Raw genomic sequence first — 22,516 nt, 5'->3', positions numbered from 1 at the left:
GATGCATATCTTTATCGCAATCTCGTGCTAACGTGGGTTAACCACAGCCAAGAAGATGGCATGATACAGACATCGGATAGCGCTCACCCGCTCTTCAACTGTTACAAAAAGACCTTCACCTACTCAGGCCGCGAAAGCCGTGGGCCTTACTCAATGCTGCTTTTGTGCCAGCACGTTTGGTTTCTGTTTTATCTCGCCGTTATCGCCAGCAAGGTGAATGAAATTTCCATTTTCGCGCTTGCGGCGTTTTTACTCCCCATGCTAGCAGCCAATGTGCGCCGTTTGCATGATGCGGGTTACTCCGGTGGTTGGTGCCTGACATGGTTCTGCTTCACACCCTATGTAATGCTGTTCTTCGCGCTGTTCCTTCCCGCTAAGAACATCAATAACCCTTACGAGGATCGCCCAAACCTAGCGTAAGCCCCCTCAACGGCCTGCTTCGGCGAGCCATGGCTGGCGCCGCGATATTCTCTTTACCCGCTTATTCGTATTTACTCAACAAGTCATATAAAAATTTGATGGGCGGCAATTCTTTTAATGCTGTATTTATATTTAGACGGCAATGAAGACCGTAAACTCAGCTGGCTAATGCGATATATCCCATCCAGGAGAACACCGTTATGGATTATCCTCGATTCGCCTCAGCGCGCGGCGAGGCGGGCCTTATGACCCTCGCCGTTCCTTAGCGACAGCGGGCTTAGCCGGCAAAGGCACCCCACCGTTTTTATGCCAATAAAAAGAGAGGTTCTGTACCTGCGCGATATTCGCTTAGGCGCCAGAATTTCGCCCTTATTTAATGTTTCACGACGCGCATTGCGTTTTTAGTTTTTATTTTTCAGCCGACGGGAAAGCTCATAGGAAATCACGCTTCACTCAGGAAAATAACCGCTACCTGGAGGTCATCATGCAACATATTATCGGTATTTCTTCTCGTCGGCTGAGGATATCAGCCCTTGCGCTGCTGCTCCCTGCCGTATCATGGGCGGCCGATACGGCGTCTCTCGCCGTGGGGCCGCAATATGACACCACCCATGTCTATGTCGAACGCGGCAAAATGGATGCCTTTGTCGACAGCATCCTGAAAACCTTCGGCGGTACCAGCACCGAACGCGTGCTGGTCAACGTCACGCCCACGCCGAGCGAAACCTACTCCCAGCTGATACTGACGCCGGCCGGCAGCTTCTCGGTGTTCGATTTCAAAACGCCGATCCCACACCCGTTCGGCACCGAGCGCAACGGGTTTCTGGTCAGGGATATGGACGCCGCCATCCGCCAGGCCAGAGCCGCCGGCGCCGATGTGCAGGTTGCGCCTTTCGACGATCCGATTGGCCGCGACGCGGTGATCCAGTGGCCCGGCGGCGTCAACATGCAGCTCTATTGGCACACCAAGGCGCCCAACTACAAGCCGCTGCTGAGCGTGCCGGAAAACCGCCTGTATCTCTCCGCCTACCGCGTCGACGATTTCCTGAAAAGCTACCAGGCGTTCTCGCACGCCACGGTGGTGAGCGACGAACAGGTCAGCGATACGGCGATCGGCCGCAGCGACAGCGGCAAGATCCGCGAGATCGAACTGGACTCGCGCTTCGGCAAAACGCGCATTTTCGTCACCGACGGGCATCTGCCTTATCCGTTCGGCCATGAGCGCACCGGCTATGGCGTCGACGATCTGCCGGCCACGCTGGCCAAAGCGACGGCCAGCGGCGCGCAGGTGCTGTGGCGTTCGACGGCGGCGGAGCGCCGCGCCTCGGCGCTGGTGCGTTTCCCCGGCGGCTACATCGCCGAAATCCACCAGACGGCTAAATAAACCCAAGGCGCGCTGCGGCGCGCTTTTTTCTTCGGATACCCATGATGAAACGCACGCTTCCCGCACTGTTGCTGTTCTCCTCACTCCCCGCCCTGGCGGCGGAACCCGCCGCTTCCCCCTGGAAAAACATCCCGTTGGGCGATGCGGCCACCCTGTCTTTCGACGGCTCACTGCGCGAGCGCTATGAATGGACGGATCAACGCGATCTGAGCGGCGGACGCGACGACACCTTCATGCAGCGCCTGCTGATTGGCGCGCGCCTCGACTATGGCGACTACTTTGGCGCCTATGTCCAGTTGGGATCGTCACTGGCCACGGCGCGCGATCGCGGGCGCAAGCCGACCGACGAAGATCATGCCTATCTCGGCCAGGGCTATGTGGACTTGAAACTGCCCACCGCCTACGGCCTCGGCACCCTGCGGGTCGGCCGCCAGGAGATTGCGCTGGGTTCGCTGCACCTGATGGGCACCCGCGACGGCCCCAACGTGCGCCGCTCTTTCGACGCCATCCGCGCCAGCTGGGCCAAGGATAAAAACCGCCTCGACGCATTTATCGGCCACCCCGTCACCCTCAAAACCGGCAGTTTCGACGACGATACCGACAACAGCCAAAAGGTGTGGGGACTGTACGGCACCACGCCGCTGGCAGCGCTGGCGTCCTCGCTCGATCTCTACACCTTTGGCTTTGAGGATAACGACGCCCACTACGCGCAGCTCAGCGGGCAAGAACGGCGCTATACCGTCGGCGCGCGCATTTTCGGCGCGGCGCAGGGGTTCGACTGGGATAATGAAGCCGCCTGGCAGTTCGGCAGCGCGGAACAGCGCGACATCCGCGCCTGGTCGGCGTCGGCGCACGCCGGGTATAAGGTGAACGACTGGCGCTGGCAGCCGCGCTTTGGCGGCAAGATTGGCATCGCCAGCGGCGATAAAAACGGTCACGATGGGCAGCTCAATACCTTTAACGCCATGTACCCCAAGCTGCCCTACCTGACCGAAAATGGGCTGGTGGCGCCGGCTAACCTGATCGCCATTCATCCTTCGGTCACGATTACGCCGTGGCAAACCCTGTCCATCGATTTCAGCTGGGACGCGTTGTGGCGGCAACGCCGCGAGGATGCCTTCTACCTCGGGCCGATGCGCCCGGTGAAGGGCAGCGCGCAAGGCTCGCGCTTTATCGGCAACCAGTATCAGGTCGAAACCATCTGGACGCCGCGCAGCGATCTCCAGTTCAAGGTGGCCTATGTCTACTTCGACGTCGGCCACAGCCTGCAGCAGCATGCCGGGGTGAAAAACATGAACTTCGTCCTGGCACAGGGCACCTACAGTTTTTAATTATCAGGCAAGTTAATCGGTGTACGCGAGCGCCCTTAATAATCCCTTACTCAATTAATGACGTTCGCCGGCGTGTAGCCGCCTATATGCATTGCGGCAATGGTGGCTACTCGCCGCCATTTACAGATGAAAATTAATGAAAAGCAAAAAGATAAATCAGTTAGGTAAACTCCACGAGCCAATTACAGAGTAATATTAAATAAAGATTTAATTCCACCTGGTTATTGAAGTACGCCTTTTACACATATCTTATGTAAAAGATTCATATAAGAATAACTCATTAATAAAATAATTATGCCTATACTGCTTTCAGCCAACCATTGCGCGCCATTAATTCCTCACCGTGATTAATGATATGGACATATCCCGCTTGAGTGCGATATTCAAGCCAGACAAGGAGGCAAGCCAATGATAACCCAATAACCCCCCCTATTTTCAAACCTGTGTACGAGCATATAGAGCGTTAAGTGCAATATTGTCAACGTCCAAAGGAGTTTGATATGTCATTAGCTACCGATAAAATCTCAGATTATTTAACCGATTATGAAAGAGGCGATCGCGAGGGAAGCAGCAAGCCTTCATACGCCACGGAAGACGTTTCAGATCTGTTGCTGAGGAGCCATTATTCCGCCAATGGCAAAGGCGTGACTGACCATGCGGCAACAATAACCTACTCTTTCCCCGTGTATACCGACAGCGATAAGCCAGGATCCGCACAGCTTACCGCCGCCCAACAGGCCCAAACCAAGCTTTCATTGCAGTCCTGGTCAGACGTGGCCAATATCACCTTCACCGAGGTCAAAGGCACCGATGCCAAAAGCGCTGATATAAAGTTTGGTTTTTATAAGGCGGCCAGCGGAGGCAATTACACCTCCTATGAAAGTACGCAAAACGACCTGAAAAGCACCATCTGGATCAGCGGCAACAAAGGCTACGACGCTTCGAATCCGCAGACCAATAACTATGCCAGGGATACGCTGACCCACGAAATAGGGCATGCGCTCGGGCTCTCCCACCCCGGAAACTATGATGCCTCCAACGCGACCTACCCCACCTACACCAACTCGGCGAAATATTATGAGGACGACCATCAATATTCTTTGATGAGCTATTTTAGTGAACAAAACACCGGCGCCGACTATAAAGGCGTATGGCCCTCGGGGCCGCAGCTGGATGATATTACCGCCATTCAGAAGCTGTACGGCGCGAATACCACCACGCGCACCGGTGATACCACCTATGGTTTCAACTCGAATACGGATCGAGACTTTTTGAGCGTTAAGGCGTCCACGGACAAAATCGTGGCGGCTATCTGGGATGCCGGCGGCAACGACACGCTGGATTTTTCAGGCTACAGCCAAGATCAGCGCATCAACATTAACGAAGGCTCATTCTCAGATGTGGGCGGATTGAAGGCGAATATCGCCATCGCCTATGGCGCGCAGATTGAAAATATCATCGGCGGCAGCGGCGCCGATATCTTAGTGGGCAACGCACTGAACAATACGCTCAAAGGCGGCGCAGGCAACGATATCATTTACGGTGCCGACGGCGCCGATCAGCTCTGGGGCAATGCAGGCGCCGACACCTTCGTCTTCAGCGCAGCCGACGACAGCCAGGCCGCCGCGCCGGACTGGATCCGTGATTTCCAAACGGCGGTGGATAAAATCGATCTGTCGTGGCTCAACCAGACGGTTAAGGCCGAGGGGGGCGAGTTGCACTTCGTCGATAATTTAAGCGGCTCGCTATATGAAGCGGCGCTGAATTATGACTCGCAGCAGAATGTGACCGATCTGGCGATCAATCTCTCCGGCCATAACCAGCCTGATTTCCTGGTTAAAATCGTTGGGCATGTCGACGCTTCCGCCGATATTCTCGTCTAGCCAAGAAACCCGCAGTCCGGCGCGAACGCCGGACTGTTTATCTCTTCTCAGGCATCACCCTGGCGATTTTTTGCGCGGTTCCCACACTGTCAGAGCAATAAATCGCGCAGACGAGCTCACACCGCCTCCAGTTCCGCCGCCAGGGTGGCGACCAGCTCCGCCGCCGGCATCGGCCGCGCCAGGCCCACGCCCTGCCCAGCCCACAGCGACATAAAATCTCCACGACCGGCCTTGGCCGCCGCCTGGCGGATATCGCCGGTGAGCGCGTTCTGCACCGGATAAGGCAGGATCTGCGCCTCTTCCGCGCGCATCTGGCGCATGAAATCATTGACGATGCCGCGCGCCGGGCGGCCGCTGAAGGCGCGCGTCAGGCGCGTGCTGTCATCACCGGCGTTGCTCAGCGCCGCCCGCCAGGCTTCGGCGATGCCCGACTCCGGGCTGCACAGGAACGCGGTGCCCAGCTGCGCCGCCTGCGCGCCCAGCAAGCGCGCCGCCGCGATGCCACGCCCGTTCATGATACCGCCCGCGGCGATCACCGGAATCTTCACCGCCGCCGCCACCTGCGGCAGCAGGGCCATCAGGCCGACGCAGGATTGCTCGATGTCGCCGAGGAAGGTCGGGCGGTGGCCGCCCGCTTCCGCGCCCGAGACGCAAACGAAGTCGGCGCCCGCCGCTTCCCAGGCGCGGGCTTCCGCCACCGTGGTGGCGGTGCCGATCACCCGCGAGCCGGCCTTCTTGAACTGCGTGACCGTGGCGCGCGGCAGCACGCCGAAGGTGAAGCTGGCCACCGGCGGCGCCGCCTCCAGCAAGGCCGCGATCTGGTCACGGTTGTTTTCGGCGAATTGGGTAGGGATCGGCGGCTCGCTCAGCCCCAGCGCTTCGCGGAACGGCCGCAGCAGGTGCTGGGCGCGCTTGAGCTCGGCGAGATCCGGGTGCTGCTCATCGAGCAGAAACAGATTGATGTTGAACGGCGCGGCGGTCTGCGCGCGGATCTGCTGCACGCGTTCGAGGATCACCGCCGGTGAAAACAGCGCCGCCGCGCACGAGCCCAGCGCCCCGGCGTTGCTCACCGCCACCGCCAATGCCGGCGGCGACGCGCCGTTCATCGGCCCCTGAACGATCGGATAGCGCAGCCCAAGCTCGCGGGCAAAAGCAGAAGGTGCCGTCATCAATGTGTCTCCCTGTGCTGACTACATTCGTCTTACGGCGACCGCGCCGCCGAACCGACCAAAAGCATAGCACCTTCTCACCGCCTGGCCGTGCAGTTAATGCTTCACCTGATGCCGGTCGAGCGACAGGAAGTGATGCACCACCGGTTTCTCCGGCCCGATGTGGAAGCGCAGCGCCTCCTGCTGCAGATCGGCGTCGGCGTGCGACACCCGCTGGTGCTGGCGCAGGTGCTCTGCCCAGGACTCCACCAGGAACCACTCCATGATGCATTCCGGATCGCCGGTGTGCTCAGTAATGCCCCAGGCGTAAGCGCCGTCGCGGCGGCGTGCCCGCTCCAGCATCAGCAGCGTGCGCAAGAACTGCGGCCGATCCTGTTCGCGGATGCGGTACTCCACCTGAATCATCACCGGGCCGCGATCGTTCTCAACCGGCGTGTTGACCAACGGCTCCGGCCAATGGTTCGACGGCTGCAGATCGGCTTCGCCGGTCGGCAGCCGCAGGCGGTGGAACAGCAGCCCCGCCGCCAACAGGCCGACGCCGCCGACCAGCAGCGTGGCGGCCACGCCCAGCTCCTGCGCCACCAGCCCCCACAGCAGGCTGCCTGCCGCCATCGCGCCGTTGAACACCATCAGGTAGATGGCCAGGCCGCGGCCGCGCACCCAGTTGGGCAGCACGCCCTGCGCCGCGCCGTTGAGCGTGGTCAGCGCAATAATCCAGCCGGCGCCCAGCACCAACAGCAGCACCACCGCCAGCCACTGCGGCGGCGCCAGCGACAGGGCCGCCATCACCACGGCGGTCAGCACCGCTGCCAGCAACACCAGCCCGTCGGCATTCAGCCGCTGGCGCAGGCGCGGCAGCGCGATCGCGCCGAGGATCGCCCCGGCGCCTACCGCCCCCAGCAGAACGCCGTAAAAGCCGGCGCTGCCGCCCAGCATGCGGCGCGCCACCAGCGGCAGCAGCGCCCAGACCGAGCTGGAGAAGGCGAAGAACACCGCCGCCCGCAGCAGCACCACGTGCAGCTCGCGGCTGGAACGGGCATAGCGCAGGCCGGCGCGGAAGGCGCCGAAGAAGTGTTCCGACAGGCCGCTGTCCTCGGCCTTCGGCCGCTTCCACCACAGCAGCGCCGCGATCACCAGCACATAGCTCATCACGTCCGCGCCGTAGGCCGCGCCGGCGCCGAAGCTGGCCAGCAGCAGGCCGCCGGCCGCCGGGCCGATGGAGCGGGCGATGTTGATGCCCAGCGAGTTCAGCGCCACGGCGTTTTTCAGCTCGGCGCGCGGCACCAGCTCCGGCACGATCGCCTGCCAGGTCGGCCCCATCAGCGCCGCGCCGATGCCGCCGACGAAGGTCAGCGCCAGCAGGTATTCCACCGTCAGCGCACCGGTCTGCGACAGCACCAGCAGGCTGCCGCTGACGCAGGCCAGCAGAATTTGCACGAAGATCAGAAAGCGCCGCCGATCGAGGATGTCCGACAGCACCCCGGCCGGGATCGCCAGCAGGAACACCGGCAGCGTGGCGGCGGTCTGCATCAGCGCCACCGCCGAAGGGTTGCTCGACAGATCGGTGATCAGCCACGAGCTGGCGACGTCGCGCATAAAGCTACCGACGTTGCCGAGCACCGTGGCGCCCCACAGCACCGCAAATAAGGGGATTTTCAGCGGCGCGAAGCCGCCCGCCGCCGCCTTGTTGTCCGCCTGTTCAGCCATCCGTTCGCTCCTTCAAATCGTTAAATGCCACCAGCAACAGCGCGCCGGCCAGCCCAAGGTGTTCAAAAAATCCGTTCATCATCTGGCCGCGTTCCGCCCCGTCGAACTGCCAGAACGGATTGGCCATCAGCGTCGCCATCAGGGTGAAACCGGCCAGCGCCAACGCGCCGAGCCAGCGGTAAAAGCCGCTCAGGATCAGCGCCGACGCCGCCAGTTCCAGCAGCGTCACCAGCACGGCGAACAGCGCCGCCGGCTGCAGGCCGAAATGGGTCATCTCGGCGATGGCGCCTTCGACGTTCAGCGCCTTGACCAATCCGCCCTGAATGTAGGCGGCGCAAATGGCGAGCAGCAGCAGCCAGCGCACCGCGGGCGCATACAGCCGCTGCGCGCAGCGGGCGGCGATAGCAGTCAGGTTCATCGTGCCCCCTTAAAACGGCGAATTCTGGATAAAGGCCAGCAGATCGGCGTTGAAGCGATCGGGATCGACCTGCGCCAAGCCGTGAGCGCCGTCGGCGTATACGTTCAGCTCCGCCTGTTGCATAAGCTTAGCGGCTTTCAGCGCCGAGGCGCCGATCGGCACGATCTGATCGGCGTCGCCATGCACCAGCAGCGTCGGCCTGTCGATCGCCAGCAGATCGGCGGTGAAGTCCACTTCGGAGAATGCGCTCACGCCGTCGTACTGCCCTTTCATGCCGCCCTGCATGCCCATCAGCCAGAAGTGGTCGATCAGCCCCGCATTGCTCTCCACCTCGTCGCAGTGGAGACCGTAGAACGGCACCGCCAGATCTTTGAAGAACTGCGAGCGGTTGCCCGCCACGCCGCTGCGAATGCCGTCGAAGGCCGCCATCGGTGTGCCTTCCGGGTTGACCGGCGTTTGCAGCATCAGCGGCGGCACGGCGCCCACCAGCACCACCTTCGCCACCCGATCGCTGCCGTGGCGGCCGATGTAGCGCGCCACTTCGCCGCCGCCGATGGCGTGGCCGACCAGGATCAGATCGCGCAGATCCAGCGTTTCGATCAGCAGAGCCAGATCGTCGGCGTATTGGTTGATGTCGTTGCCGTGCCAGGTCTGATCCGAACGGCCGTGGCCGCGGCGATCGTGGGCGATCACGCGGAATCCGCTCTGGCCGAAAAACAGCAGTTGGTTGTCCCAGGCATCGGCGGACAGCGGCCAACCGTGGGAGAACAGGATCGGCTGGCCGCGGCTCCAATCCTTATAGAAAATGCGCGCGCCATCGGGCGCGGTGAGGATGCTCATGACGTGTTCCCCGCTCGGTATTGAATTGGATTTTGTACCGGGTAACAGTACGGCAGGCGCAAAGGCAGTGATAACGGAATAATTTTCGCATGATCGCGAGTTTTTTTGCTGAAGAGGCCGGCGTCGCCGCCGGCGCAAAACGTCAGATGTTTTCCAGATCGATACCGCGCGTTTTCGGGCCGAACAGCCCGATCACCAGCATCACGATCAGCATGCTGGCGACGATAAACGCGATCACCCCCAGCGAGCCGCCGTACTGCAGGATAATGCCGATGATGATGCTGCTGAACACCGTCGACAGCCGGCTGAAGGAGTAGCAGAAACCGACGGCGCGGGCGCGGATGTGGGTCGGGAAGATCTCGGATTGATACGAGTGGTAGCTGTAGGTCAGCCAGGCGTTGGACCAGGTGATGAAGAAACCGCACAGGATCAGCCACAGCGGGTTGTTCTGCAGCGCGAACAGCGAGCCGAAGACCACCGTCACCAGGCAAGACAACACGATCTGCCACTTATTCTCCATCTTGTCGGCGTAGAAGCTGCACAGCAGCGAGCCCAGCGGGTAGGCCAGCGTAATGAAGAAAGCGTACAGCAGGCTGTGGGTGACCGATGCGCCCTTGCCCGACAGCAGCGCCGGCAGCCAGTTGCCGAAGCCGAAGAAGCCGATGGCCTGAAAGAAATTCATCACCACCAGCATCAGCGTGCGATCGCGATACTGCGGCGCCCAGATGTCGCGAAAGCGGCCGCGCAGCGGTGCCCCCTCGGCATCGTCCACCGGGCGCGACGGGAAGTCCGTAGCCGCCACGCCGCAGCGCCGTTCCATATCCCGCATCACCTGCCGGGCCTGCACATAGCGCCGCTGCTGCACCAGCCAGCGCGGCGACTCCGGCAGCCCCTTGCGCACCAGCCAGATCACCAGCGAGGCCAGCGCGCCGGCGATCACTACATAGCGCCAGCCGCTCAGGCCCCAAATCGTCTGCGGCACCAGCCACCAGGACATCAGCGCCACCGCCGGCACCGACAGGAACTGCACGAAGAACGCGAAGGCGAAAGCCCGGGTGCGCAGATGCGCGGGCACCCACTCCGTCAGGTAGGTATCGATGGTCACCAGCTCAATGCCAAGCCCGACGCCCACCAGAAAGCGCAGAAAGATCACCCACTCCGCCTGCTGTTGAAACGCCAGCAGCAGCGAGAAGGCGCCATACCAGATCAGGGCGAACATGAAGGTGGCGCGGCGGCCGAAGCGATCGGCGTACGGGCTCAGCAGGCTGGCGCCGACGAACAGGCCAAGAAAGGTGGCGGAGGCGAAGGCCGCCTGGTCCGACACGCCGAAGACGCCCTGCGCGCCGGTGTGGAAAATGCCGTCGGCGATAAGGCCGGTGCTGATATAGCCGGTCTGGAACAGATCGTAGAGTTCGAAAAAGCCGCCCAGCGACAGCAGAATGATAAAGCGCCACAGGCCGGCCGACGCGGGCAAGGCGTCGATTCTGGCCGCCAAATCCCGCGCATGGATCGGCGACGCCGCTACAGAGTCACTCACCGTTAACCTCGCATTAACATTTTTGATGACTTTCTATGCTAGCGAAGCGGCGTCGGAGTTAAATTTTTAATTAGCAGACTATGAAAAAAAGTTAAGCATAAAACGCTGCAGCAGCCTGTTTTATAGCAGGAAAATGCAACGCGGGATGCCGCAGCGGCATCCCGAATCGGTGGCTTAACGGCTGGGGTGCTGCTGCAACCGTTCGTTGCGGTAGAAGCTCAGCAGGCACCAGCCGAGGGCGATCAGCGCCAGCGGCGCGGCGACGAAGCCGATGTTGCCCATGCCAAGATGCAGGCTCACCTGGTTGCCCAGCAGCGCGCCGCTGCCGATGCCGAAGTTGTACAGGCCGGAGAAGATCGCCATCGCCACGTCGGTGGCGTCCGGCGCCAGGCTCAACACTTTGGCCTGCATAGACAGACCGATGGCCATGATCGCCATGCCCCAGAAGATGCACAGCACCGTCAGGTGGCTTTCGCTGCCGGCGGCCGGCAACAACAGCAGCAGGCTCAAGGCCAGCAGCGCGATGGCGCCGATAAAGAAGCCGGAAGGAAAACGCTCGCTGTAGCGGCTGAACAGCAGGCTGCCGACGATGCCGGCGGCGCCGAACAGCAGCAGCATCAGCGTGGTGAAGTTCTCCGACAGCCCGGCCACGGTCTGGATAAACGGCTCGATGTAGCTGTAGGCGGTGAAGTGCGCCGTCACCACGATGACGGTCAACATGTACAGCGCCAGCAGCGCCGGGCGTTTGAACAGCAGCGGCACGCTGGCCAGCGAACCGGAGTGCTCGCTTTTCAGCACCGGCAGCAGGCGCCACAGCAGCACCAGCGCCAGGGTGGCGCACACCGCGATGCCGATAAAGGTCATGCGCCAGCCGAGCAGCTGCCCCACCACCCGCCCGAGCGGCAGCCCGAGTACCATCGCCAGCGCGGTGCCGCCCGCCAGCAGGCTCAGCGCCTGGGCTTTCTTGCCCGGCGGCGCCACGCGGATCGCCAGCGAGGCGGTGATCGACCAGAACACCGAGTGCGCCAGCGCCACGCCGGCGCGCGAAATGACCAGCGTGGTGAAGTTCCAGGCCACGGCGGTCAGCACGTGGCTGGCGATAAACAGCATGAACACGCCGATCAGCAGCTTGCGGCGCTCGATTTTGCTGGTCAGCAGCATGCACGCCAATGAGGCGGCGGCGACGATCCAGGCGTAGATGGTGATGATCAGGCCGACCTGTTCGGTTTGCATCGAGAAGCTGGCGGCGATGTCGCTCAGCAGACCGACCGGAATAAATTCGGTGGTGTTGAAGATAAAGGCCGAGACGGCGAGGATAACCACGCGCAACCAGGCGGTTGAGCGCGAAACGGCAGCGTGTTCCATGGTAAACAAAATCCGGACAGGTGCGGGCAAGTAGCGATATTTTAACCAACCGGCCCGCTAAATGCGATACGCGTCACACTTTAATTGTGTGGTTTTTTTCGCCGCATTTCGACACATTCGCAGACACACGGTTGCACAAATGCTGTGCTAATCTATTGAAGCGTACCAATTTTTCCTGCCGCTCTTCCCCTCCGGCCGCCGCAGACGACGCGCCGCGCCGAAGAACCGCGCGCAGTGTCCATTTGGCGTTTTCTGAGGCGAGGTCATTATGTCCGCGATTTATGATTGGTCCGTGCTCGCATTGCGCAATGTTTACGATCGCCGCATTCAGGGCAAGCCGGTGCTCGACAGCGCCGCGCTGTTCCCCGACGCCGAACGTTTCACCGCCCAATGGCGGCAGATCCGCGAAGAGGCGCTGACCGTAGCCCACGATCTGCACAATATTCCCCGCTTTCACGAGATCATGATCCAGCAGGCGTCGATCTCCGCCAACGACGCGCGCGACTGGCGCATGTTCATCATGAAGGCCTATGGCCAGCCGATCGCCCGCAACCTGGCGCGCTGCCCGACGCTGGCGGCGCTGATCGCCTCGTCGCCGGACGTGCTGTCCGCCTCGCTCTCTTTCCTGGCGCCCGGCAAGCAGGTGCCGCCCCACCGCGGACCGTTTCGCGGCATTCTGCGCGGCTATCTGGTGCTGGACATGCCCAAACGCGCCGACGGCGCGCCGGCGGCGGTGCTGAAAGTGGACGGCCGCGAATACCGGCTGCACGAGGGGGAGTTCATGCTGTGGGACGACACCTTCGAACACGAAGTGTGGAACGACAGCCCGCAGGTGCGCACCGTGCTGCTGCTGGACATCCGCCGCCGCGACATGCCCGGCGGGCTGCGGCTGCTCTCCAGCGCCATCATCGCCCTGGTGCGGCTGAACGTGCGCTGGATGCAGAAACAGTTCTGAAGCGTGCCTCCCTGCCCAAAGGGCGGCGTTCAGCCGCCGCCCAGATAGGCCTTCCTCACCTCCGGATCGTTCAACAGCTCCTGGCCGCTGCCGGTGAGGCGGATCTGGCCGTTGACCATCACATAACCGCGATCGGACAGCTTCAGCGCGTGGTTGGCGTTCTGCTCCACCAGAAACAGCGTCATGCCGCTGCGGGTCAGCTCGCGCAGCACGCCGAAGATCTGCCGCACCACGATCGGCGCCAGCCCCAGACTCGGCTCGTCCAACAGCAGCAGCTTCGGCCGGCTCATCAGCGCGCGGGCAATCGCCAGCATCTGCTGCTCGCCGCCGGACAGGGTCATCGCTCGCTGGTTGCGCCGTTCCTTGAGGCGCGGAAACAGCTCGAACATGCGCTGCAGATCCTCCGCCAGATAGCGGTTGCCGACGGTGATGGTGCCCATCAGCAGGTTCTCCTCCACGCTCATGTCCGGAAAGATGCGCCGCCCTTCCGGCGCTTGCGCGATGCCGCCGGCCGCCACGTAGTGCGTGGAGCGGCGGCTGATGTCCTCGCCGCCAAACAGGATCTGCCCGCCGGCGATACGCGGCTGGCCGAAGATCGACATCAACAGCGTGGATTTGCCCGCGCCGTTGGCGCCGATCAGCGCCACCGTCTCCCCGGCGTTGACCTGCAGCGACACCTTGTGCAGCGCCTGGATCGGCCCATAAAACACGTCCACTTCGCGAAATTCCAGCATCGCTTCGCTCATCCCGCCAGCTCCTCTTCGTCCGCGCCCAGGTAGGCGGCGATCACCGCCTCGTTGTGCTGGATCTCCTGCGGCGTGCCGCGGGCGATCACGTCGCCGTGATCGAGCACGATCACCCGATCGGAGATCTCCATCACCATGCCCATGTCATGCTCGATCAGCAGCACCGTGATGCCGTGATGCTGGCGCAGGAAACGGATGATGCGGCTCAGCGTGGCCGTTTCCACCGGGTTCAGCCCGGCGGCCGGCTCGTCGAGACAGATCATCTCCGGCGCGGTGCACATGGCGCGCGCGATCTCCAGCCGCCGCTGCTGGCCGTAGGACATCTCCCCCGCCAGCCGGTTGGCACAGTCCACCAGATCCACCACCTCCAGCCAGTAGAAGGCGTGATCCAGCGCGGCGCTCTCCGCCCGGCGGTAGCCCGGCGTGTTCAGCACCCCGGCGATCAAGTTGCGGTTGCTCTGCATGTGCTGCGCCACCAGCAGGTTCTCGACTACCGACATTTCGCGGAACAGGCGGATATTCTGGAAGGTGCGCGCCAGCCCGGCGCGGTTGACCAAATGAGTGCCGCCGAACATCTTGTAATAGAGGCGCGAGCCGAGCCGCTTCGGGCGTATCCAGTCGCCGGCGCGAAACTTCTGCCCCAGCACCTGGATCACGTCGGTCGGCCGCTTATGGGTATTGAGCAGGATCGCGCCGCCGCTGGCGCGGTAAAAGCCGGTCAGGCAGTTGAACACCGTGGTCTTGCCGGCGCCGTTGGGGCCGATCAGAGCGGTGATGGAGCCGCGCTCTACCTCCAGATTGACGTCGTTCAGCGCCTTGATGCCGCCAAAGCGCATCATCAGGTGCTCCACCCGTAAAATGGCGTCGCTCATGGCGCCACCCCCTTGCGCTCGGCGAAGCTGGCGCGGCTGATGCGCACCAGCCCGCGCGGCCGCCAGACCATCATCGCCACCATCAGCATGCCGAACAGCAGCACCCGGTATTCGGCGAAGCTGCGCAGCAGCTCCGGCGCCACCGTCAGCACGAAGGCCGCCAGCACCACGCCGAGGGTGGAGCCCATGCCGCCCAGCACCACGATCGCCAGGATCAGCGCCGACTCGAAGAAGGTGAACGAGGTCGGGTTGACGAAGCCCTGATAGGTGGCGAAAAACACCCCCGCCAGCCCGGCGGTGGAGGCGCCCAGCATAAAGGCCGACAGCTTCACCAGCACGTGGTTCAGCCCGAGAGAGCGGCAGGCGATCTCATCCTCGCGCAGCGCCTCCCAGGCGCGGCCGATCGGCATGCGCGTCAGCCGGTGCTTGATGTACAGCACCAGCAGCACCACCAAAAACAGCACCGCGTAGATGAAAATGAACTTGAGGTTGGGGTTGTAATCGATGCCGAGAAACTCGTGGATCGGCACCCCGCCGTCTTTGGCGCGCCGGCCGAACTCCAGGCCGAACACCGTCGGCGCCGGCACTGAGACGCCGTTCGGCCCGCCGGTGAGCGACATCCAGTTGTTCAACACCAGCCGGATGATCTCGCCGAACCCCAGCGTGACGATCGCCAGGTAGTCGCCGTGCATGCGCAGCACCGGAAAGCCCAGCAGCGCGCCGGCCAGCGCCGCCATCAGCGCCCCCAGCGGCAGCATCGCCCAAAACCCCAGCCCGAGGTACTGATAGCCCAGCGCCAGCCCGTAGGCGCCGATGGCGTAAAACGCCACGTACCCCAGATCGAGCAGCCCCGCCAGCCCGACCACGATATTCAGCCCCAGGCCGAGCAGCACATAGATCAGGCCGAGGATCGCCACCGTCAGCAGGTATTTGGTGGCGACGAACGGGAACAGCAGCGCGATCGCCGCCATCAGCGGCAGGAGCCAGCGCAGGTTGGATTTATAGCCCAGCGGCCGCACGTAAACGCCGTCGTTGCCGCCGTCGAAGCGCGCCAGCACCCTGCGCCCCGGCGCGGTTTGCAGGAACAGGCTCAGCAGCAGCCGCCCGGCCATCACCGCGACGATAATCCACACCAGCCGGTGCGGTTCGAAGTTAAAGCTGTAGCCGTTCAGCACGATGCCGACGATCGGCCCGAACACGATCAGGGCGATCAGCCCGGCCAAGACGGCGTCCAGCAGGCTGCGTTTAACGTCCAGCCCGCCGTGGATCACGGATTGCGACATGGCGTTCTCCTTAAACCTTGGCGATCAGCGGCCGGCCGAGCAGGCCCTGCGGACGGAAGATCAGGATCGCCACCAGCAACCCGAAGGAGAACACGTCCTTGTAATCCGAGTTCACCATGCCGGCGAACTGCGCCTCCGCCACCCCGAGCAGCAGCCCGCCCAGCATGGCGCCCGGCAGCGAGCCGATGCCGCCCAGCACCGCGGCGGTGAAGGCCTTGATGCCGATGATAAAGCCGACGTAAAAATCGAAGGTGCCGTAGTTCATGGTGATCAGCACCCCGGCCAGCCCGGCCATGGCGGCGCCGATCACGAACACCAGCGAGATCACCCGATCGGTATTGATGCCGAGAATCGAAGCCATTTTGCGATCCTGCTGGGTGGCGCGGCAGATGCGCCCCAGCCGGGTGCGCTGAATGATGTAGGTGAGGATCGCCATGCCGAGCAGCGACGCTACCAGAATAAACACTTTGGTGTAGGTGATTTGCACCACGCCGCCGTCGAACTCCAGGCGGAACACGCCGCTCAGCAGCGTTGGGATGCCCTGCTGGCGCGGCCCTTGGCTTATCTGCGCGTAGTTTTGCAGGATTAACGACATGCCTATGGCGGAGATCAGCGGCGCCAGGCGGGTGGAGTTGCGCAGCGGCTTGTAGGCGATACGCTCGATCACCCAGCCGTACACCCCGGTGATGACGATGGTGAACACCAGCGTGCCGAGGATCAGCAGCGGGAACGAGTGCAGCCCGAAGAACGACAGCAGCGCCAAACCGATGGCGCACAGGTAGGCGGAGATCATGTACACCTCGCCGTGGGCGAAGTTGATCATGCCGATGATGCCGTAAACCATGGTGTAGCCGATGGCGATCAGGCCATACACCGCACCGAGGGTCAGGCCGTTGATCAGCTGTTGCAGAAAGAATACATCCATAATGAGCAGTCTCGCCTGGTAAGGCCGCCAACGCAGTCCGACGCGGCCCAAAGGTCATCGCGGAACGGGCTCGCCAGAGCGGCGAGCCCGTCGGTCATAGGGTTACAACTTCAAGGTTCGGCCGTTTACAGCTGGTGATATTTGCCCTTGTCATCCCATTGGTAGACCACGTAGTCCGAGACCTTCAGGTCGCCCTTCTGGTCCCAGGCTTTTTTGCCCATCACAGTGTCAACGTCGTGCGACTTCAGCCACTCGGCGGCCTTGGCGCTGTCTTTGCCGCCGGTGGCGTTAAAGGCGGCGGCGATCGCCTGGATCGAGGCGTAGGAGTAGAGGGTGTACCCTTCCGGCTCAAAGCCGCTGGCGCGGAACTTGGCGATCACCGCCTTGCCTTCCGGGATCTGACGCGGATCGTTGCCGAAGGTCATCAGCACGCCGTTGGTGTACTGCGGCCCGCCGGCAGCGGTCACCAGTTCTTCGGTCACCACGCAGTCGCCGGAGAAGAACTTGGCGGTCACGCCCTGCTCGCGCATCTGGCGCACCAGCGGCCCGGCTTCCGGATGGCAGCCGCCGAAGTAGACCACGTCCGGCTTGACCGAGGCGATCTTGGTCACCAGCGCGTTGAAGTCTTTCTCGCCGCGCGACAGCCCCTCATACAGCACTTCCTTGACCCCGCGCTTGTTCATCGCCGCCTTCGCCGCGTCCGCCAGCCCCTGGCCATAGGTGTCTTTATCGTGGATCACCGCGATGCGCTTAGCCTTCAGGGTGTCCAGCATGTAGTTGGTGGCGATCACGCCCTGCTGATCGTCGCGCCCGCACATACGGAACATGGTCTTCATGCCGCGCTCGGTGATCTGCGGGTTGGTGGAGCCGGGGGTGATGGCAATGATGCCGGCCTCGTCATACACCTCGGAGGCGGGCATGGTGGAAGAGGAGCAGAAGTGGCCGACCACCGCCGAGACCTTTTCCTGATCCACCAGCCGGTTGGCGACCGCGACCGCCTGTTTCGGTTCGCAGGCGTCATCCCCCTGCACCAGCTTGATTTTTTCCCCTTTGATGCCGCCGGCGGCGTTGATGTCCGCCGCCGCCTGAGAAGCGCCGCGCCAATACTGATCGCCGTAGGTGGCGTTAGGCCCGGAGAACGGCCCGGCGACGCCGATGACGATATCGGCCTGCGCGGAAAACGCCGTACCTAAACAACCGATGAGCAAAGCAGCGAGCGGACTTTTTATCAATTTCGATGACATTGTTATCTTCCTCAGCACTGGTGTAGCGGAACGCCCTGGGGCGCGGAACTTTCACTTTATGTGTAGACGGGGAAAATAATTTTCTTGAGAGCGCAGTCGCATTCCCCAAAAATGGGTAAGCAAAAATCCAGCCATTGTGACGACGAATACATATTATTTGCTTATTCATCCTACATATCAGTTGCGGCGCGGCGTTTGACGGGGTTAACGGGGGATAAGCCGTACGGCTAAGAGGGAAGGTGCAGGATAGCGAGAGTGACCCTGCACCATCGCCGTGCAACGGCTTGTGCAAACGACGTCAAAACGATTTGGGATGCAAAAATCAGCGCATAGCGATGGAAAATGCCGAAAAACAGCGCAAGGTGCTCATTCCCTCAGCAAACGCGCTTTTTTTGCAGTTTAGCGCTTTGACAAACCCCAGGCGCCCCGCTATTATTCGCCCCGTTCCAACGATTCCTCTGTAGTTCAGTCGGTAGAACGGCGGACTGTTAATCCGTATGTCACTGGTTCGAGTCCAGTCAGAGGAGCCATTTTCCTGTTTTCATGCATCCTTACGAATCCTTATCTGATGTTGATTCAAGAGGTTAGCGTGAAAAGTCTTCCTGGTGCATTTTGATTTTACCCTCCGCATCGGGAAAAATTGGTGGTCAAATCTGGGGTCAGGTTAGTTCGATAATGAAGTGCCCCCCATATGTCCCTTACCGATGCGAAAATTCGCACTCTCAAACCTTCTGATAAACCCTTTAAAGTCTCCGATTCCCACGGTCTGTATCTTCTGGTCAAACCCGGAGGTTCACGTCACTGGTATCTCAAATATCGCATAAACGGTAAAGAATCCCGCATTGCACTGGGTGCCTATCCTGCCGTCTCCCTCTCTGATGCCCGCCATCAGCGCGAAGGTATCCGTAAAATGCTGGCGCTGAACATCAACCCGACACAGCAACGCGCTGCTGAACGCGGAGCCTCCACACCGGATAAAGTGTTTAAAACCGTGGCGCTGGCATGGCATAAAAGCAATAAGAAATGGTCGCAGAACACCGCCGACCGTTTGCTCGCCAGCATGAACAGGCATATCTTTCCAGTCATCGGGTATCTGTCAGTCTTAGAGCTTAAACCCCGACATTTCATTGAGCTGCTGAAAGGGGTTGCGGGAAAGGGCCTGCTGGAAGTCGCGTCCCGCACGCGGCAGCACCTCAGTAACATCATGCGTCATGCTATACATCAGGGGTTAATCGACAGCAACCCGGCGGCAAACCTTGACGGCGTGACGACACCTCCCGTCAGACGCCACTATCCCGCCCTGCCGCTGGAACGGCTTCCTGAGTTGCTCGAACGGGTTGAAGGTTATCATCGGGGCCGCGAACTTACCCGGCTTGCCGTCCTGCTGACGCTGCATCTGTTCATTCGCTCCAGTGAATTACGTTTCACCCGCTGGTCGGAGATTGATTTCAGAAACCGGGTCTGGACAATTCCTGCCACTCGCGAGACCATTGCTGGTGTGTGTTATTCCGGGCGCGGTGCCAAAATGCGCACCCCACATATTGTGCCACTACAGGAATCCGGTTTATGGTCGCAGGATGCGGTGGAGCGTCAGATGAGCCATCAGGAGCGCAACACCGTACGCCTGGCTTACATTCATAAGGCTGAGCATCTGGAAGCCCGTAAGGCAATGATGCAGTGGTGGTCGGATTATCTGGATACCTGCCGGGAAGCATATGTGCCGCCGTATATCCAGGGTCAAAGTGGCGTAATGCATCGGGCATAATAAGATCATGAGAAAAGCCGTATCAGCCTGTGCTGGCACGGCATTATTCATTTATCGGCCACCTGCACACCTGCAGTCCAACAAAGCGAAGTTTGTTGCCCGCTTTGCGGATGAATTTCAGGCGTCCGACAGTTTTCATACCGCTGAAGTTCTAGATCGCCACCTGACGGCGGAAGACCATTCACTTAATGTATTTGTTCAGGTCAATACATCGCGCGACCCCAGTAAGTACGGGATGGAACCTGAAAAACTTGATGCCTTAATTCGCAAACTCCGTCCCTTTAAGAACCGGCGAGTGGAACAGGTTCAGCACGCTATTGCCAGCGGGTTGCAGTTCGCTCGTTGATCTCGACGGAAACTCATGAGTAAGCGTCAGACACCTGGTGCTGAATGGCCAGGTGTCTGGTGAAGTTATGATTAAAAATCCCAACTCAGCTTCGCTATCACGGCACGCTCAGCCCCATAGAAACAGCCCTGAGATTCGGTAAAGCAGCTGGTGATGTACTTACGATCGGTAAGGTTTTGCGCGGTGACCTGCACCTTTCCACCTTTTAGGTTGGAAGTCAGATGTCCCAGATCGAAATGCACTTCGGCATCCATCACGCCATAGCCAGCGGTGCTGAACTGGTTCTCCATGGTGCCGCCTTTGGTACCATTGCTGAAACGCCCCCCCACACCTGCACCAAACCCGGAAGCAAAGCTGGACTCCGGCGCTTCCCAGTTGACCCACAACGAACCGAAACGGGTAGGTATACGCAGTGGGGTGCGCCCAACGACATCGCGATTGCTGTCCTGGGTATATTCCACATTCTGCCAGGTCATGGATCCGATGATGCTGAACTGGTCAGTCAGTTGGCCACGCGCTTCTAACTCAATGCCGCGGGAACGAATCTTCCCGCCCTGTACCGAGTAGTTGATGTTGTTGGGATCAGTGGTCAGGACTTTGTCCTGGGTAAGATTAAAGGCGGCAATAGAGAATAACGCTGGCAAAGATTTGGGCTGATACTTAATACCTGCCTCATACAACTCGCCGTGCGAGGGATCAAACGCGTTCCCGCTGCTGTCCACAGAGTTGATCGGCTGGAATGATTGAGCGTATGTGAAATACGGAGCAATACCGCTATCAAACAGATAATTGACGCCGGCACGCCAGGTTGTGGCTTCATCACGCTGTTTGGTATCCGCGCTGTAACCCATTAAGTCAGTGGTACGCACGCTTGACCAGTCATGACGCACCCCCACCGTGGCGCGCCATTTTTCATAGCTCAGTTGATCCTGAGCATACAAACCGGTCTGTGTATTCATCAGCCGCGTATCCTGATAGTTCTCAGGCGTGCCGTAGGTGGCCTGGCCATAAACCGGGTTGTAGATATCCAGCGTGGGGACATCATAAGAAGCGGCGTAATTGCCGTGCCCGGTAAAGCGATCCCAGCTCATGCCAACCAGAAGTTGATGATCAATATCCGCCGTAGTGAAATGTCCGTGCAGCTGATTGTCGAGATTGATGGTATTGAAATGCTCGTCAGATGCGGCGATTGATCGGTTGATGGTACGCATATCGTCCTGCAATCCGGCAAAAATCACCGCGTTATATTTTGATGTCATCTGACTGTAGCGACCATTCAGGGTGACATCCCAGTCATCATTAAAGTAGTGTTCTGCGCTATAGCCAACAGCGGCCTGCTTACGCGAAAAGGTATTGTGATCCGGCTCGCCTGGATAAGCGTCTGTCGGTAATTTACCGTTAGGATTGTATTTGGCCGTACCGGCAACAGGCAGGGAAGTCTGGGCTGCCATTTTAGGATCATTTTGCGCACGCGCATAAATCGTGAGCTTGTTATAGTAGTCAGGCTGAAAAGTAATGGAAGGCGCTAACGCCCAGCGCCGCATTTCGGTGCCCCGCTCCTGACCTTCTTTGGTAGTTGCCGTCCCGACCACGCGGTAAAGTATCGTGCCGTCATCATTGACTTTTCCGCCAAAATCGAAAGAGCCGCGCTGATACTGATGATTTCCTCCTTCCAGCTCAACATGGCGAATGGTCTTCGCAGTGGGCAGTTTACTCTGCATCGCGATAATTCCACCCGGACTGGCCAGGCCATACAGCACAGAAGCCGGGCCACGCACCACGGTAATATCCTCCAGCAGGAAGGGATCAACCTGTTGATAGCCATAAACTATCCCGTTGTTCATGCGCAATCCGTCGAGAAACTGATCGTTAAATCCGGTGGAGCCGTAATTGAATCCGCGAATTGAGAACTGGTCAAACGCACTCACCCCACCCCATTGCTCCGCCGCCACGCCTGGTGTGTAACGCAGCGCTTCATTTAAAGAGCGAACGTTCTGCATATCCATCTGTTGACGAGTAATCACTGAGATCGACTGCGGCGTTTCCAGTAATGGCGTATCACTTTTGGTTGCGCTCTGACTGTGTGTTGCGACCAATCCACTGCTGTCGGCAGATTCGGCGACGACATTTATCGTCTCTTCTGCACTGGCCTGCGATGCCACCATGATTGCCATCAAGGCCAAGCTGAGTGGTTTCAGCGATGGCCATTTCTGTGCCCTGTTTTGCATAAGGCCCAAACTCCCTAAAAGGTGAAATGATAATTATTTGCAATGTTATAACATATCAATAAAAGCACAATCATCTATTCTGCTTTTTTTGTTGTCAG

The 22,516-nt window shown here is 60.3% G+C and carries 19 protein-coding genes and 1 tRNA gene; 8 read left to right on the top strand and 12 right to left on the bottom strand.

Features of this window, described 5'->3' with window-relative positions:
• Positions 1-60 precede the first annotated feature (60 nt).
• The 4 genes from ACJ8HB_RS06805 to ACJ8HB_RS06790 all read left to right on the top strand — a co-directional run bounded on the left by ACJ8HB_RS06805 (position 61) and on the right by ACJ8HB_RS06790 (position 5,018).
• Entirely contained in the window at positions 61-420 is a 360-nt protein-coding gene (locus tag ACJ8HB_RS06805) for a DUF805 domain-containing protein (protein ID WP_047571379.1), read from the top strand.
• A 484-nt stretch (positions 421-904) separates the two neighbouring features.
• Positions 905-1,804 (top strand): glyoxalase, encoded by a 900-nt coding sequence (locus tag ACJ8HB_RS06800; RefSeq protein WP_160866754.1) that lies wholly within the window; start codon positions 905-907, stop codon positions 1,802-1,804.
• A 44-nt stretch (positions 1,805-1,848) separates the two neighbouring features.
• Positions 1,849-3,135, top strand: a complete 1,287-nt coding sequence (locus ACJ8HB_RS06795) for an alginate export family protein (protein ID WP_236658250.1) — start codon at positions 1,849-1,851, stop codon at positions 3,133-3,135.
• A gap of 500 nt (positions 3,136-3,635) precedes the next feature.
• A complete protein-coding gene (locus ACJ8HB_RS06790) occupies positions 3,636-5,018 on the top strand; it encodes a serralysin family metalloprotease (protein ID WP_094859972.1) in 1,383 nt (460 codons plus the stop codon).
• A 116-nt stretch (positions 5,019-5,134) separates the two neighbouring features.
• On the opposite strand, the gene ACJ8HB_RS06785 is transcribed toward ACJ8HB_RS06790, so the two are convergent.
• The 6 genes from ACJ8HB_RS06785 to ACJ8HB_RS06760 all read right to left on the bottom strand — a co-directional run bounded on the left by ACJ8HB_RS06785 (position 5,135) and on the right by ACJ8HB_RS06760 (position 12,054).
• Complete coding sequence (locus tag ACJ8HB_RS06785; protein ID WP_047571370.1) at positions 5,135-6,187, bottom strand: NAD(P)H-dependent flavin oxidoreductase; 1,053 nt, start codon at positions 6,185-6,187, stop codon at positions 5,135-5,137.
• A 96-nt stretch (positions 6,188-6,283) separates the two neighbouring features.
• A complete protein-coding gene (locus ACJ8HB_RS06780; protein WP_047571369.1) occupies positions 6,284-7,894 on the bottom strand; it encodes an MFS transporter in 1,611 nt (536 codons plus the stop codon).
• The gene (locus tag ACJ8HB_RS06775) at positions 7,887-8,312 is read right to left on the bottom strand and encodes a DoxX family protein (protein WP_047571367.1); all 426 of its coding nucleotides are present in this window, start codon (positions 8,310-8,312) and stop codon (positions 7,887-7,889) included. The genes ACJ8HB_RS06780 and ACJ8HB_RS06775 overlap by 8 nt, the downstream gene beginning before the upstream one ends.
• A gap of 9 nt (positions 8,313-8,321) precedes the next feature.
• Positions 8,322-9,152: an alpha/beta fold hydrolase gene (locus ACJ8HB_RS06770; protein ID WP_047571365.1), complete on the bottom strand. Its 831-nt coding sequence runs from the start codon at positions 9,150-9,152 to the stop codon at positions 8,322-8,324.
• Positions 9,153-9,294: 142 nt separating this feature from the next.
• Entirely contained in the window at positions 9,295-10,689 is a 1,395-nt protein-coding gene (locus ACJ8HB_RS06765; protein WP_170943483.1) for an MFS transporter, read from the bottom strand.
• A 174-nt stretch (positions 10,690-10,863) separates the two neighbouring features.
• Entirely contained in the window at positions 10,864-12,054 is a 1,191-nt protein-coding gene (locus ACJ8HB_RS06760; protein ID WP_047571361.1) for a sugar transporter, read from the bottom strand.
• Positions 12,055-12,322: 268 nt separating this feature from the next.
• Between ACJ8HB_RS06760 and ACJ8HB_RS06755 the strand changes: the two genes are divergently transcribed.
• Positions 12,323-13,009, top strand: coding sequence for an aspartyl/asparaginyl beta-hydroxylase domain-containing protein (locus tag ACJ8HB_RS06755; RefSeq protein ID WP_033654946.1), 687 nt, complete (start codon positions 12,323-12,325; stop codon positions 13,007-13,009).
• A gap of 29 nt (positions 13,010-13,038) precedes the next feature.
• Here ACJ8HB_RS06755 and ACJ8HB_RS06750 read toward each other — a convergent pair whose 3' ends face one another.
• The 5 genes from ACJ8HB_RS06750 to ACJ8HB_RS06730 form a co-directional block, all read right to left on the bottom strand.
• Positions 13,039-13,755, bottom strand: a complete 717-nt coding sequence (locus ACJ8HB_RS06750; protein ID WP_047571359.1) for an ABC transporter ATP-binding protein — start codon at positions 13,753-13,755, stop codon at positions 13,039-13,041.
• Entirely contained in the window at positions 13,752-14,627 is an 876-nt protein-coding gene (locus ACJ8HB_RS06745) for an ABC transporter ATP-binding protein (RefSeq protein ID WP_033635209.1), read from the bottom strand. The genes ACJ8HB_RS06750 and ACJ8HB_RS06745 overlap by 4 nt, the downstream gene beginning before the upstream one ends.
• Complete coding sequence (gene livM, locus ACJ8HB_RS06740; RefSeq protein ID WP_094859974.1) at positions 14,624-15,910, bottom strand: high-affinity branched-chain amino acid ABC transporter permease LivM; 1,287 nt, start codon at positions 15,908-15,910, stop codon at positions 14,624-14,626. The genes ACJ8HB_RS06745 and livM overlap by 4 nt, the downstream gene beginning before the upstream one ends.
• 10 nt (positions 15,911-15,920) lie before the next feature.
• Positions 15,921-16,835, bottom strand: coding sequence for an ABC transporter permease subunit (locus tag ACJ8HB_RS06735; protein WP_004928592.1), 915 nt, complete (start codon positions 16,833-16,835; stop codon positions 15,921-15,923).
• 125 nt (positions 16,836-16,960) lie between these two features.
• Positions 16,961-18,079, bottom strand: coding sequence for a branched-chain amino acid ABC transporter substrate-binding protein (locus ACJ8HB_RS06730; RefSeq protein ID WP_033647954.1), 1,119 nt, complete (start codon positions 18,077-18,079; stop codon positions 16,961-16,963).
• Between the two features lie 454 nt (positions 18,080-18,533).
• Here ACJ8HB_RS06730 and ACJ8HB_RS06725 point away from each other — a divergent pair.
• The 3 genes from ACJ8HB_RS06725 to ACJ8HB_RS06715 all read left to right on the top strand — a co-directional run bounded on the left by ACJ8HB_RS06725 (position 18,534) and on the right by ACJ8HB_RS06715 (position 20,190).
• Positions 18,534-18,609, top strand: a tRNA-Asn gene (locus ACJ8HB_RS06725).
• Between the two features lie 161 nt (positions 18,610-18,770).
• The gene (locus ACJ8HB_RS06720) at positions 18,771-19,844 is read left to right on the top strand and encodes a tyrosine-type recombinase/integrase (RefSeq protein ID WP_047571356.1); all 1,074 of its coding nucleotides are present in this window, start codon (positions 18,771-18,773) and stop codon (positions 19,842-19,844) included.
• 7 nt (positions 19,845-19,851) lie between these two features.
• Positions 19,852-20,190, top strand: coding sequence for a hypothetical protein (locus ACJ8HB_RS06715; RefSeq protein WP_176454064.1), 339 nt, complete (start codon positions 19,852-19,854; stop codon positions 20,188-20,190).
• Positions 20,191-20,261: 71 nt separating this feature from the next.
• Here the strand turns inward: ACJ8HB_RS06715 and ACJ8HB_RS06710 are convergent, their stop codons facing one another.
• Positions 20,262-22,418 carry a TonB-dependent siderophore receptor gene (locus ACJ8HB_RS06710; protein WP_052133508.1) on the bottom strand — a complete coding sequence of 719 codons (2,157 nt, stop codon included), beginning with the start codon at positions 22,416-22,418 and terminating at the stop codon, positions 20,262-20,264.
• Positions 22,419-22,516 lie beyond the last annotated feature (98 nt).

The sequence above is a fragment of the Serratia sp. CY27727 genome, assembly GCF_052169275.1.
GTDB classification, from domain to species: domain Bacteria; phylum Pseudomonadota; class Gammaproteobacteria; order Enterobacterales; family Enterobacteriaceae; genus Serratia; species Serratia sarumanii.
Note: the sequence above shows the minus strand (reverse complement) of the source record. Positions and strands in the feature narration are given on the sequence as shown.

Coding starts and splice junctions, on each gene's coding strand:
- ACJ8HB_RS06720 (WP_047571356.1), top strand. CDS start 18,771: ATGTCCCTTACCGATGCGAAAATTCGCACTCTCAAACCTTCTGATAAA.
- ACJ8HB_RS06790 (WP_094859972.1), top strand. CDS start 3,636: ATGTCATTAGCTACCGATAAAATCTCAGATTATTTAACCGATTATGAA.
- ACJ8HB_RS06755 (WP_033654946.1), top strand. CDS start 12,323: ATGTCCGCGATTTATGATTGGTCCGTGCTCGCATTGCGCAATGTTTAC.
- ACJ8HB_RS06770 (WP_047571365.1), bottom strand. CDS start 9,152: ATGAGCATCCTCACCGCGCCCGATGGCGCGCGCATTTTCTATAAGGAT.
- ACJ8HB_RS06730 (WP_033647954.1), bottom strand. CDS start 18,079: ATGTCATCGAAATTGATAAAAAGTCCGCTCGCTGCTTTGCTCATCGGT.
- ACJ8HB_RS06750 (WP_047571359.1), bottom strand. CDS start 13,755: ATGAGCGAAGCGATGCTGGAATTTCGCGAAGTGGACGTGTTTTATGGG.
- ACJ8HB_RS06775 (WP_047571367.1), bottom strand. CDS start 8,312: ATGAACCTGACTGCTATCGCCGCCCGCTGCGCGCAGCGGCTGTATGCG.
- ACJ8HB_RS06745 (WP_033635209.1), bottom strand. CDS start 14,627: ATGAGCGACGCCATTTTACGGGTGGAGCACCTGATGATGCGCTTTGGC.
- ACJ8HB_RS06715 (WP_176454064.1), top strand. CDS start 19,852: ATGAGAAAAGCCGTATCAGCCTGTGCTGGCACGGCATTATTCATTTAT.
- ACJ8HB_RS06795 (WP_236658250.1), top strand. CDS start 1,849: ATGAAACGCACGCTTCCCGCACTGTTGCTGTTCTCCTCACTCCCCGCC.
- ACJ8HB_RS06760 (WP_047571361.1), bottom strand. CDS start 12,054: ATGGAACACGCTGCCGTTTCGCGCTCAACCGCCTGGTTGCGCGTGGTT.
- ACJ8HB_RS06735 (WP_004928592.1), bottom strand. CDS start 16,835: ATGGATGTATTCTTTCTGCAACAGCTGATCAACGGCCTGACCCTCGGT.
- ACJ8HB_RS06800 (WP_160866754.1), top strand. CDS start 905: ATGCAACATATTATCGGTATTTCTTCTCGTCGGCTGAGGATATCAGCC.
- ACJ8HB_RS06805 (WP_047571379.1), top strand. CDS start 61: ATGATACAGACATCGGATAGCGCTCACCCGCTCTTCAACTGTTACAAA.
- ACJ8HB_RS06785 (WP_047571370.1), bottom strand. CDS start 6,187: ATGACGGCACCTTCTGCTTTTGCCCGCGAGCTTGGGCTGCGCTATCCG.
- ACJ8HB_RS06780 (WP_047571369.1), bottom strand. CDS start 7,894: ATGGCTGAACAGGCGGACAACAAGGCGGCGGCGGGCGGCTTCGCGCCG.
- ACJ8HB_RS06710 (WP_052133508.1), bottom strand. CDS start 22,418: ATGCAAAACAGGGCACAGAAATGGCCATCGCTGAAACCACTCAGCTTG.
- livM (WP_094859974.1), bottom strand. CDS start 15,910: ATGTCGCAATCCGTGATCCACGGCGGGCTGGACGTTAAACGCAGCCTG.